Annotated in this window: 10 protein-coding genes; 6 read left to right on the top strand and 4 right to left on the bottom strand. The window is 70.8% G+C overall.

Annotation, left to right across the window (positions count from 1 at the left end; all coding sequences use genetic code 11):
* Window positions 1-18: 18 nt before the first annotated feature.
* The gene (locus ACIPJY_RS04360) at window positions 19-3,798 is read left to right on the top strand and encodes an AAA family ATPase (protein ID WP_400458988.1); all 3,780 of its coding nucleotides are present in this window, start codon (window positions 19-21) and stop codon (window positions 3,796-3,798) included.
* An 8-nt stretch (window positions 3,799-3,806) separates the two neighbouring features.
* On the opposite strand, the gene ACIPJY_RS04355 is transcribed toward ACIPJY_RS04360, so the two are convergent.
* On the bottom strand, window positions 3,807-4,832 hold the full coding sequence (locus ACIPJY_RS04355) for a TerC family protein (protein WP_400458990.1): 1,026 nt from the start codon (window positions 4,830-4,832) through the stop codon (window positions 3,807-3,809).
* A gap of 222 nt (window positions 4,833-5,054) precedes the next feature.
* Between ACIPJY_RS04355 and ftsY the strand changes: the two genes are divergently transcribed.
* Both ftsY and ACIPJY_RS04345 read left to right on the top strand, forming a co-directional pair.
* Entirely contained in the window at window positions 5,055-5,924 is an 870-nt protein-coding gene (ftsY, locus tag ACIPJY_RS04350) for a signal recognition particle-docking protein FtsY (RefSeq protein WP_400458993.1), read from the top strand.
* A 59-nt stretch (window positions 5,925-5,983) separates the two neighbouring features.
* Entirely contained in the window at window positions 5,984-6,142 is a 159-nt protein-coding gene (locus ACIPJY_RS04345; protein WP_139199230.1) for a DUF4175 domain-containing protein, read from the top strand.
* Between the two features lie 143 nt (window positions 6,143-6,285).
* Here the strand turns inward: ACIPJY_RS04345 and lipA are convergent, their stop codons facing one another.
* Window positions 6,286-7,269, bottom strand: coding sequence for a lipoyl synthase (gene lipA / locus ACIPJY_RS04340; protein WP_400458997.1), 984 nt, complete (start codon window positions 7,267-7,269; stop codon window positions 6,286-6,288).
* A complete protein-coding gene (lipB, locus tag ACIPJY_RS04335; RefSeq protein WP_400459000.1) occupies window positions 7,266-7,955 on the bottom strand; it encodes a lipoyl(octanoyl) transferase LipB in 690 nt (229 codons plus the stop codon). The genes lipA and lipB overlap by 4 nt, the downstream gene beginning before the upstream one ends.
* 94 nt (window positions 7,956-8,049) lie before the next feature.
* Between lipB and ffh the strand changes: the two genes are divergently transcribed.
* Complete coding sequence (ffh, locus tag ACIPJY_RS04330; protein WP_400459002.1) at window positions 8,050-9,606, top strand: signal recognition particle protein; 1,557 nt, start codon at window positions 8,050-8,052, stop codon at window positions 9,604-9,606.
* An 88-nt stretch (window positions 9,607-9,694) separates the two neighbouring features.
* Here ffh and ACIPJY_RS04325 read toward each other — a convergent pair whose 3' ends face one another.
* Complete coding sequence (locus ACIPJY_RS04325; protein WP_400459005.1) at window positions 9,695-10,825, bottom strand: glutamate--cysteine ligase; 1,131 nt, start codon at window positions 10,823-10,825, stop codon at window positions 9,695-9,697.
* 125 nt (window positions 10,826-10,950) lie between these two features.
* Here ACIPJY_RS04325 and aroA point away from each other — a divergent pair, with 125 nt between their 5' ends.
* Complete coding sequence (aroA, locus tag ACIPJY_RS04320; protein ID WP_400459008.1) at window positions 10,951-14,109, top strand: 3-phosphoshikimate 1-carboxyvinyltransferase; 3,159 nt, start codon at window positions 10,951-10,953, stop codon at window positions 14,107-14,109.
* A 5-nt stretch (window positions 14,110-14,114) separates the two neighbouring features.
* Window positions 14,115-15,272: an acyl-CoA dehydrogenase family protein gene (locus tag ACIPJY_RS04315; RefSeq protein ID WP_400459011.1), complete on the top strand. Its 1,158-nt coding sequence runs from the start codon at window positions 14,115-14,117 to the stop codon at window positions 15,270-15,272.
* The last annotated feature ends 22 nt before the right edge of the window (window positions 15,273-15,294 follow it).

Here is a 15,294-nt window from a genome sequence, read left to right as displayed (position 1 = left end):
GACCCACCCGGAGACCGCATGTACTTGAAGAGCCTGACCATCAAGGGGTTCAAGTCCTTCGCGCAGCCGACGACCTTCGCGTTCGAGCCCGGCGTCACCTGCATCGTCGGTCCCAACGGCTCCGGCAAGTCCAACGTGGTCGACGCCCTCGCCTGGGTGATGGGGGAGCAGGGGGCGAAGACCCTCCGCGGCGGCAAGATGGAGGACGTCATCTTCGCCGGCACCTCGACCCGGGGTCCGCTCGGTCGTGCACAGGTGCTCCTGACGATCGACAACGCCGACGGGCTGCTGCCGATCGACTACAGCGAGGTGACGATCTCCCGCACGCTGTTCCGGAACGGCGGGAGCGAGTACGCGATCAACGGCGAGAACTGCCGCCTGCTCGACGTCCAGGAGCTGCTGAGCGACACCGGCCTCGGCCGCGAGATGCACGTCATCGTCGGGCAGGGGCAGCTCGACAAGGTCCTGCACGCCACCCCGGAGGACCGCCGCGGCTTCATCGAGGAGGCCGCCGGCATCCTCAAGCACCGCCGGCGCAAGGAGAAGACCCTCCGCAAGCTCGAGGCGATGCAGACCAACCTGACCCGCCTGTCCGACCTGGCGGGGGAGATCCGCCGCCAGCTGAAGCCCCTCGGGCGCCAGGCCGAGGTCGCCCGCAAGGCGCAGTCCGTCGCCGCCGTCGCCCGTGACGCCAAGGCCCGCATCCTCGCGGACGACGTCGTCCGCCTGCGCCGCGAGCTGCACGAGCACCAGGAGGTCGAGGCCGGCCGGAAGTCGGAGCGCATCGTCCTCACCGAGCGCCTCGACCAGACCCGCGCCCGCCAGCAGCACGTCGAGCAGAGCATGGTCGGCGACGACGTGGACCGCGCCCGGACCGTCGTGCACCGGCTGGAGAGCGTGCAGGAGCGGCTCCGCGGACTGTCGAGCCTCGCGAACCAGCGCCTGATGTTCCTCGCGCAGCAGGCCGACGCCCCGCAGCAGGGCCCCACGATCACGCCCGAACGCGTCGCCGGCGTCCGCGCCGAGGCCGACCGGCTCGACGTCAGGGCCGCCGAGATGGCCGGCGGGCAGGCCACGGCCGCCGAGACCGTCCGGAGCGCCCGCGCCGCCCTCGACGCGCTCGACGAGCGGATCGCCGCGCAGGCCGCGCTCGTCGCGCAGCACGACCTGGACGCCCAGCGTCTCGCCAGCACGGTGGACGTCGCCCGGTCGAAGCGCGGCTCCGCCGTCGCCGACCGCGAACGCCGCGAGCGCGCCCTGACCGAGGCGACCGAGCGCGCCCGCGTCGCCGACGCCGCCCTCGCCGACGTCGGCACCGACCCGTCCGCGGAGACGGACCCGGAGACGCTGCAGACCACGCTCGACGCCGCGCGCGACCGGCTCGAGCGGGCACAGACCGCCCGCGACGACCTGCGCGACCGGCTGCACGCCCTCGAGCGCGAACGCGACGCCCTGGACGCCCGCGTGGCCGCCCTCGGCATGTCGATCGACGTCCGCGACGGTTCGCAGGCGCTCATCGACGCCGGCCGCGCCGGGATCGTCGGCCGCCTCGCCGACCACCTCACGGTGACCCCGGGATTCGAGGGCGCCATCGCGGCCGCGCTCGACGGCCTGGCCGACGCGGTCCTCGCCGAGGACCGCACGGTGGCGCTCGACGCCGTCGCGCACGCCCGGCACCAGGACATCGGCCGCATCGACGTCGTCGTCGCCGACGGGGGCGCCCCCGGACCGGCAGACACCGCGACCATCCCCGCCGGCGTCCGCCGTGCCCTCGACCTGGTCACCGGCCCGCCCGCACTCGCCGCGATCCTGGCCGACACGCTGGTCGCGGTGGACGACGACGTCGACCTGGAGGCCGTGCTCGCCGCCGCCCCGCGCGCGACGGTCGTGACACGGTCGGGTGACCTCGTCCGTGCGGTCCGCGTGACCGGTGGCGGTGAGCGCACCACCTCGCGGATCGAGCTCGTGGCGGAACGCGACGACGCCGTGGCGCGCCGCGACGCGATCGCGACCGACGCGGAGGACGTGGCCACGAGCCTCCAGGCCGCGCGGAGCGCCGTCGACGACGCGCGACGCGCTGCGGACGATGCCGACCGCGCGAGCCGTGCGCACGCCGCCGCGGTGGCGGAGTACGACCGGACCAGTGCCTCGGTGCGGGCACGGGCGGAGAACGCGAACGCCGAGGTCGAGCGCCTGCGGGCCGCGCTCGGCGAGACCGACGGCGCCGTGGAGTCGGCGGAGGCCGTGCTCGCCGAGGCTGAGCAGGCGCGCGAGGCGCACGCCGCCGAGCAGCGTCCGACCGTGGACGCCTCCGAGCGTCCCGCGCTGCTCGACGCGCTCGAGGCCGCACGTGCCGCCGAGATCGAGCAGCGCATCCAGATCGAGACCGTCCGCGAACGCGCACGGTCCGAGCGCGGTCGTGCCGCCCAGCTCGGCCGGCAGCTCGAGGCGGAACGGGCCGCGGCCGAAGAGGCGGCACGGCTCGCGGTCATCCGCCGTGGCCAGATGGCGACGGCGGAGAGCGTCCTCGCGGACCTGCCCGAGGTACTCGCCGCGGTGGACCGCTCACTCGCCCAGGCCCGGGTGCAGCTGGCGACCGAGGAGTCGGAGCGCTCGAAGCGGAACACCGAGCTGCAGACCATCCGGAACGAGGAACGCGAGCTCCGGGACCGGCTGCAGTCGATCACCGACGGGGTGCACTCGCTCGAGATGGAGATCTACGAGAAGAAGCTGCACGTGTCCGGCGTGCTCGACCGGGCGCAGAGCGAGCTCGGGCTCGTCGAGGCCGTGCTCGTGGCGGAGTACGGCCCGGACGTGCCGGTGCCCGTCGACGTGCTGGTGGACCCGCGCGTCCTGGCCCGGAAGCACCGCGAGGCCGAGCGGGCGGCTGCTGCCGCGGCGGCCGACCCCGCCGACGCCGCAGACACGGTGGAGCAGGACACCGCGGACGTCGTGGACACCGACGACGCTGACGACGCTGACTCGATCGCGCTCGTCGAGGCCGAGTCGACGCTGCCGGGCGGCCCCGCGCTGCCCGACGCGCTGCCGGAGTTCGACGCGACCGACGACGTCGACCTCGCCGGCGTGGCGACCGTGCCCTACGTCCGCGCGGAGCAGGAGCGCCGTCTCAAGGCCGCCGAGCGCGACCTCGGCCAGCTCGGCAAGGTGAACCCGCTCGCGCTCGAGGAGTTCCAGGCGCTCGAGCAGCGGCACGCGTTCCTCGCCGAGCAGCTCGAGGACCTGCAGAAGACCCGGACCGACCTGATGACGATCATCGATGAGCTCGACGCGAAGATGCAGACCATCTTCGAGTCGGCGTTCAACGACACGAAGGACGCGTTCGACGTGATCTTCCCGATCCTCTTCCCGGGCGGTTCGGGCTCGATCACGCTGACGAACCCGACGGACCTGCTCGCGACGGGCATCGACGTGCAGGTGAAGCCCGCCGGCAAGAAGATCGACCGGCTGACGCTGCTGTCCGGCGGGGAGCGGTCCCTGGCGGCGGTGGCGCTGCTCGTGGCGATCTTCACCGCCAGGCCGTCGCCGTTCTACATCATGGACGAGGTCGAGGCCGCCCTCGACGACGCGAACCTCGGCCGGCTGCTCACCGTGTTCGAGCGGCTCCGCGAGGCCTCGCAGCTCATCGTGATCACGCACCAGAAGCGCACGATGGAGATCGCCGACGCGCTGTACGGGGTGTCGATGCGCCAGGACGGCGTGTCCGCGGTCGTGGGGCAGCGCGTGCAGCGCCGGTCGGTCGAGCCGGCGACGGCGGACGCTGAGCCCGCCGTCGCCTGACCGGAACGCTACGAGGCGTCGGACGACACCGTGGGCTGCGAGCCCGTCGGGGTCAGCCCGCGCGCCTGGCGCCGGCTCGACACCACGAGCGAGGCCACCGTCGCGACGGCGATCGTCAGCATGATGAACCCGAGCGAGAACCAGATCGGGATCTCCGGCGCCCACTCGATGTGCTCGCCGCCGTTGATGAACGGCAGCTCGTTGACGTGCATCGCGTGGAACACGAGCTTCACGCCGATGAACCCGAGGATCACCGCGAGGCCCTGGCCCAGGTAGATGAGGCGCTCGAGCAGCCCGGCGATCAGGAAGTACAGCTGCCGGAGCCCGAGCAGCGAGAACGCGTTCGCGGTGAACACGATGAAGGCGTCCTGCGTCAGGCCGAAGATCGCGGGGATCGAGTCGAGCGCGAAGAGCACGTCGGTGAGGCCGATCGCGACCATCACGAGCAGCATCGGCGTGAACAGGCGCTTGCCGTCGACCCGCGTGGTCAGCTTGTCGCCGTCGTAGTGGTCGGACGTCGGGATGACCCGCTTGAGGATGCGGATGAGCCGGGAGTCGCCCTCCTCGGCGCTGTGGTCGTTGCCGCTGCGGGCCTGCGACCAGGCGAGCCAGAACAGGAGCGCACCGAACAGGTAGAACACCCACGAGAAGTTGTCGATGATCGTGACGCCGAGTGCGATGAACACACCGCGGGCGGCGAGGGCGATCGCGACGCCGACGAGCAGCACCTTCTGCTGGAACTCCTTCGGCACCGCGAACGAGCTCATGATGATGAGGAAGACGAACAGGTTGTCGACCGACAGTGCCTTCTCGGTCAGCCACCCGGCGAAGTACTCACCGCCCGCCTGGTGTCCACCGAAGACCCAGACGCCGATGCCGAACACGATGGCGAGGGCGATGTAGACCGCCGACCAGATCGCCGACTCGCGGATGTGTGGCACGTGCGGGGTGCGCACGTGCGAGAAGAAGTCGAACACCAGCAGCGCGAGGATGCCGGCGATGGTGATGAGCCAGACTGAGGTGGGGACGTCCAACGGAGTTCCTTCAGGTCGAGAGGCACACCCAGAGGTGGGTACGCCGAGGCCTGAAGGTCTCTTCCGCCGCGAGTGGTCCGGGATCCGGGCCGATCACGACCGGCGCCCCGGGCCCGGGTCGTTCCGGGCCGTACTGACGGGGTCACCGAGAGGGAATACTCCCCTTCGTGGGTCCGAGCATACCGGGGACCGGGCGCGAGCGCCGCGCCCTAAGCTGGGAGCATGGCGAGTTCCTGGTCACTGTCCTCCCGGCTGCGCGGTCTCTTCCAGCGGAAGACCATCGACGACACCACCTGGGACGACCTCGAGACGGCGCTCATCGGCGCGGACTTCGGCCCGGACATCTCCGAGGGGATCATCGAGGACCTCCGTGCCCGCGTCGACCGCTACGGCACGACGGACCCGGCCGACCTGCAGCGGATGCTGCGCGAAGTGCTCGAGGAACGACTCTCGAAGCTCGACACCACGCTGAAGCTCAGCGCCCGGCCCGCCGTCGTGCTCGTCGTCGGCGTCAACGGCGTCGGCAAGACCACCACGATCGGCAAGTTCGCCAAGTTCCTGAAGACCTACGACCGGACCGTGCTCGTGGGCGCGGCGGACACCTTCCGAGCCGCAGCGGTCGAGCAGGTCGCGACCTGGGCGCAGCGCGCCGGCGTCGACGTCGTCCGCCCGTCGCAGCCCGGCCAGGACCCGGCGTCGGTGGCCTACCAGACCGTCGAGAAGGCCATCGCCGACGGCACCGAGATCGTCGTCATCGACACCGCCGGCCGCCTGCACACCAAGGCCGGCCTGATGGACGAGCTCGGCAAGATCAAGCGCGTCGTCGAGAAGCAGACCGAGATCGCCGAGGTGCTCCTGGTGCTCGACGCGACGACGGGGCAGAACGGCCTCGCGCAGGCCCAGGCCTTCATCGAGGGCGCCGGCGTCACGGGGCTCGTGATCACCAAGCTCGACGGCTCCGCGAAGGCCGGCTTCGTGCTCAGCGTGCAGGAGAAGACCGGCATCCCGATCAAGCTGATCGGCCAGGGCGAGGGCATCAACGACCTCACCGGCTTCACCCCGCACGTGTTCGTGCAGAACCTCGTCGGCTGATTCCGGGTACCGTCTCTGCGGTACAGGGATCGTCCAGGTACGTCGGAAGGAGTCCCCACATGCCAGCACTGCTGATCATCGCGATCATCGTCGGCCTCGTCCTGCTCTTCAGCGGCATCTTCGTCGGTGCACTGAAGTTCCTGCTGTGGGTCGGGATCGTCCTCATCATCCTGGCCGTCATCGGATGGTTGCTGCGGAGCATCCGCGGCCGCGCATAGGCGCGGAACACCCGACGGGAGGCACGGTGCCAGCTGGCACCGTGCCTCCCGTTCGTCGTCCTGGTCGCGTGCACGCGCCGAAAGCGACGACGTACGCCGGTCTGCGGCGCGCAGATGGTCGTGCGCTGTCGCTTCCGCCGCGCTCAGACCGCTTGGCGCCCCACCGGAGCGTCCACCAGGTGCGCGAGGTGCGTCGGCACGGTGCCGCCGCGGGCGACCGTCGCGCGTGCCCACAGGCGCCCGGCGCGGTACGAGGACCGCACCAGCGGTCCGGCGAGCACCCCGGCGAAGCCCATCTGCTCGGCGAGCTCGCGGAGCTCGACGAACTCCTCCGGTCGTACCCACCGCGCCACGGGCAGGTGCCGGGGCGATGGGCGCAGGTACTGCGTCAGCGTGATGATGTCGGTGCCCGCGTCGTGGAGCTGCTGCAGGGCGTCCTCGATCTCGGCGCGCTCCTCGCCCATGCCGAGGATCAGGTTCGACTTCGTCACCAGGCCCGCGTCGCGCCCCTGCGTGATGACGTCGAGCGAGCGCTCGAACCGGAACGCCGGCCGGATGCGCTTGAAGATGCGCGGGACCGTCTCGACGTTGTGGGCGAAGACCTCGGGGCGGGCGTCGAAGACCTGCCCGAGCTGGTCGGGGCGGCCGTTGAAGTCGGGCACCAGGATCTCCACGCCGGTGCCGGGGGAGTGCTCGTGGATCGCCCGGATGGTCTCGGCGTAGAGCCAGGCACCGCCGTCGTCCAGGTCGTCGCGGGCGACCCCGGTGACCGTGGCGTAGCGCAGACCCATGTCGGCGACGGAGTCCGCGACGCGCCGGGGTTCGTCACGGTCGAGCGGCTCGGGCTTGCCGGTGTCGATCTGGCAGAAGTCGCAGCGTCGGGTGCACTGGGAGCCGCCGATCAGGAAGGTCGCCTCGCGGTCCTCCCAGCACTCGAAGATGTTCGGGCAGCCGGCCTCCTGGCAGACGGTGTGCAGCTGCTTGCTCTGCACGAGCGCCGAGACGTCGCGGAACTCCGGTCCCTGGGTGGCGCGGGTCTTGATCCACGCGGGCTTGGTCTCGATCGGGGTCTCGGCGTTGCGCGCTTCGACCCGGAGCATGCGGCGGCCTTCGGGGGTGAGGGTCATGCGGGGATCCGTTCCTTCGTGCTGCTGGTACTCGTGCTGATGCGTCCGCCGGTGTGCATGCCGTCGACCGCGTCCTGGACACGATGCGCCACGACGTCGGCGAGGTCGTCGACGCTGACGGGCCGCGCCGCCGCTGCGCTGAGCGTCGTGACACCTGCGTCGGCGATCCCGCACGGCACGATCGCGTCGTAGGCGTCGAGCATGTTGCCGCAGTTGATCGCGATGCCGTGGCTCGTGACGCCCTCGGCGACGTGCAGCCCGATCGCGCCGACCTTGTCGTGCGTGCCATCCGGATTCCGGACCCAGGCGCCGCTGCGGCCGTCGACCCGTTCGGCGACGACCCCGACGGCGGCCGCGGCGTCGATGACCACCTGCTCGAGGTCGCGCACCCACGCGACGACGTCGAGCGGCTCCGCGAGCCGGACGATCGGGTACGCGACGAGCTGCCCTGGACCGTGCCAGGTGATGCGGCCGCCGCGGTCGACCTCGACGACCGGGGCACCGTTCGTCGGCAGGTCGGCGGGCTCCGTGCGCCTGCCGGCGGTGTACACGGACGGGTGCTCGCAGAGGACGAGCGCACCGGGGGAACGGCCGGCGACGACGTCGGCGCGGAGGGTGCGCTGCAGGGCGAGCCCGTCCGCGTAGGGGAGCAGGCCCGGTAGACGGACGACCTCGAGTTCCGGCATGCGGCGAGCGTACGGCAGTTGTTGGACTCCGTCCAACAACTGGTTGTCGTCGTGACGAGCTCGTCGATACAGGGGCCTGTAGAATCGTCGGATCATGGCGCAATTCGGATCTCTCTCTGATCGGCTGACCGAGACCTTCCGCAACCTGCGGACGAAGGGACGACTCTCCCCGGCGGACGTGGACGGCACCGTCCGCGAGATCCGTCGGGCCCTGCTCGACGCCGACGTCGCGCTCGAGGTCGTCAAGGCCTTCACCGCGTCGGTGCGCGAGCGTGCCCTCTCCGACGAGGTCAACCGCGCGCTGAACCCGGCGCAGCAGGTCGTCCAGATCGTCAACGAGGAACTCGTCGGCATCCTCGGCGGGCAGCAGCGCCGTCTCGAGTTCGCGAAGAAGCCGCCGACGGTCATCATGCTCGCGGGCCTGCAGGGCGCCGGCAAGACCACGCTCGCGGGCAAGCTCGGCAAGTGGCTCAAGAAGGACGGCCACACCCCGATGCTGGTCGCGGCGGACCTCCAGCGTCCGAACGCCGTGCAGCAGCTGCAGGTCGTCGGCGAGCAGGCCGGCGTGCACGTCTTCGCCCCGGAGCCCGGCAACGGCGTCGGTGACCCGGTGAAGGTCGCGAAGAACGCGATCAAGGCCGCGGTCGACCAGCAGTACGACACCGTCATCGTGGACACCGCGGGTCGTCTCGGTGTGGACGCCGAGCTGATGAAGCAGGCCGCGAACATCCGCAAGGCCGTCGACCCCGACGAGGTCCTGTTCGTCATCGACGCGATGATCGGTCAGGACGCCGTCACCACGGCGCGTGCCTTCCAGGAGGGCGTCGACTTCACCGGCGTCGTGCTGTCGAAGCTCGACGGCGACGCCCGCGGTGGTGCGGCCCTGTCGGTCGCCAGCGTCACGGGCCGCCCGATCATGTTCGCGTCCACGGGGGAGTCGCTCGACGACTTCGAGCCGTTCCACCCGGACCGCATGGCGAGCCGCATCCTCGACCTCGGCGACATCCTCTCCCTCATCGAGCAGGCGCAGGGCGCCTTCGACGAGGAAGAGGCGCGCAAGGTCGCGGACAAGATCGCGACCGACAACTTCACGCTGAACGACTTCCTGCAGCAGATGCAGCAGCTCCGCAAGGCGGGCTCGATCAAGGGCATGCTCGGGATGCTGCCGGGCGCGAAGGGCATGCGCGAGGCGCTCGACAACTTCGACGAGCGCGAGATCGTCCGCACCGAGGCGATCATCCAGTCGATGACCCCGAAGGAGCGCGAGCTCCCGAAGCTGCTCAACGGTTCGCGTCGGCTCCGCATCGCCAAGGGCGCCGGGTCCACCGTCACCGAGGTCAACCAGCTCGTGAACCGCTTCGAGCAGGCGGCGAAGATGATGAAGACCGTCGCCCGCGGCGGGGTGCCGCAGATGCCGGGCATGGGTCCGATCCCGGGCATGCACGGCGGCAAGAAGCAGCAGCAGGGCGGCGGCAAGAAGAAGTCCAAGGTCGGCAACCCGGCCAAGCGTGCGGCGATCGCGGCCGGCACGGCCGCCGCGCCGCAGCAGGCGCCGAAGGGGTCCGGTCTGGGCCTGGGCGGCGGTGCCAAGGGTGGCAAGGCGCCCACCGAGGAAGAGCTCGCGAGCCTGCAGAAGTTCCTCGGTCGCTGACGCGACCACCTGACGGACGGGAGGCCCGGTGCCAGCTGGCACCGGGCCTCCCGTCCGTCGTCTGGTGACGCGCGATCCGACCGGCGCGTCAGAGGGAGTCGGTGAACTCCTGGACCAGGTGGCGGACGACGGCGCGCAGGTCGCCGCCGTTCTCCCGCGCGACCTTGCGCTGCCGCTGGTAGGACGCGCCGCGCTCGATCATCGTGTCGAGGTGGTGCAGTTCCTCCTGGCAGCCGAGCCGTTCGGCCACGGGGTCGAGGCGTGCGACCAGGTCGTGCACCTCGTCGGTGACGAGCCGTTCGTCCCCGGCGGTGTTCGTGATGATCTCCGCCTCCATCCCGTAGCGGGCGGCGCGCCACTTGTTCTCGCGGACGAACCACGGCTGCATCGTCGGCAGGGTCTCGCCGGCGTCCAGTCGGTCGGAGCACGCGGTGACCAGGCACTGCACGAGCGCGGTCACGGCCCCGACCTCCTGCAGGGTGGAGATGCCGTCCGACACGCGGTTCTCCAGCGTGCCCCACTTCGGCGAGGGCCGGATGTCCCAGCGCAGGTCGCCGACGCCCTCGATGACCCCGGTGTGCGTGAGGTCGCCGACGACCTCCTCGAAGTTCGCCCACGCGCCGAGCTGCGGTGGGAGCCCACCGGTGGGGAGCTGCTGGAACATCAGGGCACGGTTCGACGCGTACCCGGTGTCGGTCCCCGCCCAGAACGGGCTCGAGGCGGTGAACGCCTGCACGTGCGGCACGTAGGCGAGCATCGCGCCCAGGATCGGCAGTGCCTTGTCGCGGTCGTCGATGCCGACGTGCACGTGCACGCCCCAGATCAGCATCTGGCGTCCCCACCAGCGCGTCCGGTCGATCAGTGTCGTGTAGTGCTCGCTGTCCGGGGTGATCTCCTGCTGGTCCCAGACGGCGAACGGATGCGTACCGGAGCACATGACCTGGGCGTCGAGCGGAGCGGCGGCGTCGATGACCTCGCCGATGGTGTCGGACAGCTCGCTCGTGGCGTCGCGGACCCGGGAGTGCACACCGGTGACCACTTCGACCGTGTTGGTCAGGAGCTCCTCGGTGACCTTGTCGTGGTCGCCGAGCCGCTCGTGCACGGCGGCGATCACGGCGGGGGCACGCGGGGTGAGGTCGCCGGTCTCGCGATCGACCAGCGGGAGCTCCCACTCGACGCCGATGGTCGACGGGCGGGACTCGGTGAAGCGGATGTCCATGCAGCCATCCTGCCGGGGCGTTGTCGGACACGCACAAGGAACAGTTGTCCCCATCGTGCGGATCGGTTTCTCAGGACCTTCCCACCGGGACTACCGTAGAAGCGCTCAACAGGGAAGAGGAACGCATGCAGCTGGTCGTACGCGGTACGTCCGCACCGCTCGTCGGAGAGCTCGACATCCCGGTCTCGAAGTACCACGCGCACCGCGCGCTCGTGCTCGCGTCCCTGGCGAAGGGGACGAGCATCGTCTCCGGGATCAGCACCACACGACAGGTCGAGTGGACCGTCGGGACGCTCCGTGCGCTCGGGATCGACATCAAGCGCCGCGGGAACGAGTACCACGTCACCGGGCTCGGTGGGCGGTACGAGGCGACGGACGTCGTCGACCACGGGTCGCGTGGCGCCGACGGGGTCCTCAACATGGGCTCATCCGGCACGACGCTCTACTTCATGACCGGTCTGGCGTCCCTGGCGGACAAGCCGATGACCCTGTCGGGCATGAAGTACTTCCAGCGTCGCCCGATCAAGGCGCTGCTCACCTCGCTGACGCAGATGGGCGTCGAGCTCGAGGCGACGAACGACTGCCCGCCGGTCACCGTCCAGCCCAAGCGCCCGCGTGGTGGCGACGTGCAGATCGCCGGCACGCTGTCGCAGTGGATCTCCGGCCTGCTCCTCGTCGCGCCGTTCGCCGACCAGGAGACCCGGATCCACATCACCGGGGGCCGGCTGAACGAGCAGCCCTACGTCGAGCTGACCGTGCGCATGATGCGCCAGTTCGGCCTGACGGTCGAGGTCTCCGACGACTGGCTCGAGTACCGGATCCCGGCGAACCAGCAGGCGACCCCGCACGACTACGTGATCCCGCCCGACATCGGCTCCGCGGCCTTCGGCATCGCCGCCGCCGGCATCCGCGAGTCGAACGTGCTGCTCCGCGGCATGACGTCCTTCACGACCGCCGACACCGACCACCCGGAGAGCGAGTTCCTCGACCTCGCGACGGCGATGGGCGTGCCGATGCGCATCGACGAGGAGACCGGCTTCGTCCGCATCGAGCACGACGGCTCCCCGCTCAGGCCCCTCGACATCGACTGCCAGCCGATCCCGGACCTCCTGCCGATCCTGTCCACCATGGCGACCTTCGCCGAGGGCACGACCCGGCTCTGGAACGTGGCGCACATCCGCCTCAAGGAGTCCGACCGCGTCGCGGCGATGCTGCAGCTGAACCGGATGGGCGGCCGTGCCGAGCAGGGCGCCGACGAGCTCCGCGTGACGGGCGTCGGCCCGGGTGAGCTGCACGGGGCCTCGATGTCCTCGTTCAACGACCACCGCGTGCTGATGTCGCTCGCCGTCGCCGCGTCGAAAGCCGACGGCGTCTCGGCGCTGACGTACCCCCGCGCCTACCGGATCTCCTACCCGACCTTCCTCGAGGCGATGAACTCCGTCGGCCTCGAGATGGAGGTCGGCGACGCCGAGGCCGCGATGGCCGCCGCGGATGCCCGCGCCGACCGTGCGGACGTGGCGAACCAGCACACCGACCTCGGTGAGGACACCGACGCGGTCACCCGCGCCGAGGACCTCCCCGAGCTGACCGGAGTGGACGCCGACCCGCTGGTCCTCAGCGAGAAGGTCCGCACCCTGTCCCAGCAGGACCCGGACGGCCTCGCCGTGATCGAGGTCGGCGGTCCCGAGCCCGTCAACACGACGTGGAAGGAACTCCAGGACGAGGCCGACAAGGTCTCCGCCCTGCTCCTCGAGCTCGGCGTCCGCACCGGCGAGTCCGTCGCGATGCAGCTCCCGAACTGGCGCGAGTTCGTCTCGATCACCCTCGGCGCGATCCAGATCGGTGCCGTCGCGACGCCGATCATGCCGGTCTTCGGCCCGCGCGAGACCACGATGACGCTGGCCCGGTCCCGCGCCCGCGTGGTGTTCCTGCCGAACGTGTTCCGGAAGCGCCGCCCGGCGCTCGAGCTCCTCGACGTCGTCGACGAGGCGAAGGCGCAGAAGCGGCGCCTCGCGGTCGAGCACGTCGTGGTCATCCGCTCGGAGGCACGCGGCCAGGGGGACACCCCCACCAACCAGGCGCCCCTGCCCGCCGACGCCGCCGAGCGCGTCGCGGCGAGCGAGTGGAACTGGCGGTACTTCGACACGGCGCTCGAGAGCGTCCAGGTGGACCTCGACCAGATCGCCTCGCACGCGCCGACCCCGGACGACATCTGCCAGCTGCTCTTCACCTCCGGCACCACCGGAGAGCCCAAGGGCGTGCAGCACCCGCACCGCACGCTCGGCCTCGCCACGGCGATGCACGTCGCGCAGTCCGGTCTGACGAGCGCTGACCGGATCTACATCCCGTCGCCCCTCGCGCACCAGACCGGGTTCCTCTACGGCATGCTCCTGGCGTTCCGCCTCGGTGCCGCACAGGTCATCCAGCCGGTGTGGGACGGACGGGTCGCCCTCGAGCAGGCCTTCGGCGCGGCCGGCGCGACGTTCGTGCAGTGCGCGACGCCGTTCCTGACCGACCTGGTCGACCTGGTCGAGGCCGGCGCCCCGCAGCCCGAGGCGCTCCGGATCTTCGTCCCGACCGGGGCCGCGGTTCCCCGGGCACTGGCCCAGCGCGCGGCGACGGTGCTCGGCACCGCGATCCTCGGCGCGTTCGGCACGAGCGAGACGTGCCTCGGCGCGCTCTCCAGCCCGACGGACGACCCGGCGGACGCCTACGGCCACGACGGCCGTGCACTGCCGGGCATCACGATCCGGATCGTCGACGACGAGGGCAACGAGCTGCCGGCGGACACCGAGGGCAACTTCGAGCTGTACTCGCCGACGATGTTCGACGGCTACCTCGACCGACCCGACCTCACCGACGACGTCTTCACCGAGGACGGCTGGTACAAGACCGGCGACCTCGCGAAGCTGTCCGAGCAGGGCTTCCTGTCCATCACCGGGCGCATCAAGGACGTCATCAACCGCGGCGGCGAGAAGATCCCGGTGGTCGAGATCGAGAACCTGCTCTACCAGCACCCGCTCGTCACCGACGTCGCCATCGTGGCGATGCCCGACGAGCGCCTCGGGGAGCGCGCCTGCGCCTTCGTCGTGAGTGCCCGCGCGGACGAAGCACTCGACTTCGACGCGATGCAGCAGTACCTCGAGGGTGCCGGCGTGTCCAAGTACTACTGGCCCGAGCGCCTGGAGTACATCGCCGAACTGCCGCGCAACGCGGTCGGCAAGGTCCAGAAGAACGTCCTGCGCGAGCAGGCTGCGGCGCTCGTCGCGACGAAGGAGAAGTAACGAAGATGACCACGTTCAACGAGGCCGACTTCCAGCAGCTCAAGGCCGAGGTCACCGAATGGGTGCGCGGCCGCGGCGAGGACTGGGCGAACGAGATCGAGCGCACCGGCCAGGTCTCGCCCGCGCTCTTCCAGGAACTCAAGGACAAGGGCTGGCTGAGCCTCGCGGCCCCGACCGAGCTCGGCGGCCGGGACATCCCGTTCTCGCGTTACCTCGAGATCATGGAGATCGTGTCGCGTTCGCACGCGTCGATCCGCATGCTCGTGCACGTCATCAACGGTACGTGGCGGGCGATGGCCCCCTACGCCAGCCCGGAGCAGATCGAGGAGGTCGTCAAGCCCTCCGTGGCCGGCGACAAGCTCGTCGCGTTCACCCTGACCGAGGCCACGGCCGGCACCGGCGCGGACATCCGCACCACCGTCCGCCGTGAGGGCGACACCTACGTGATGAACGGCGAGAAGCACCTCATCACGTTCGGGGTCAAGTGCGACTACTGGCTCATCGCGGCCCGGCTCGAGGGGACGACGGGCCAGGACGGCACGGTCGCGTTCCTCATGCCGAACACCGGCCTGCCGGGCGCCGAGGTGATCGACGACTCCGACACCATGGGCATCCGCGGCACCGACCACGCGATCCTGCGCTTCACCGACACCCCCGTCCCCGCGAGCGCGCTGCTCGGCGAGGAAGGCCAGGGCCTCGAGGTCGCACTCGGCGGGTTCCTGCTCCCGAGCCGCGTCTCGGTCGCGATGAGCGCCGTCGGCCTCGCCGAGCGGGCGAACGAGCTCGCCGTCGAGTACGCGAACGAGCGCGAGACGTTCGGCAAGAAGCTCTCCAGCCGCCAGGCCATCCAGTTCTACATCGCGGAGAACTACGCCGACATCGCGGCAGCGCGGGCCCTGGTGCTCGAGGCGGCTCGCGCCTACGAAGAGGGCCGCCCCGACGCCGGCACGCTCTCCAGCGCCTCGAAGATGGTCGCGGTCGACATGCTCGCCCGCGTCACCGACAAGGCGCTCCAGGTGCACGGCGGCCAGGGCTACTGGAAGCGCAACGCCATCGAGCGCGTCTACCGCGACGCGCGCGCGCAGCGCTTCGAAGAGGGCACCAACGAGATCCAGAAGCTCGTCGTCGGCCGCGCCGTCGTGACCGGCCAGGCCGGGTTCTGAACCGCACCACGCACCGTCCTGG

This window comes from Curtobacterium sp. NPDC090223 (genome assembly GCF_044746585.1).
Classification (GTDB): Bacteria; Actinomycetota; Actinomycetes; order Actinomycetales; family Microbacteriaceae; genus Curtobacterium.
This window is presented reverse-complemented; position numbering and strand designations above follow the sequence as displayed.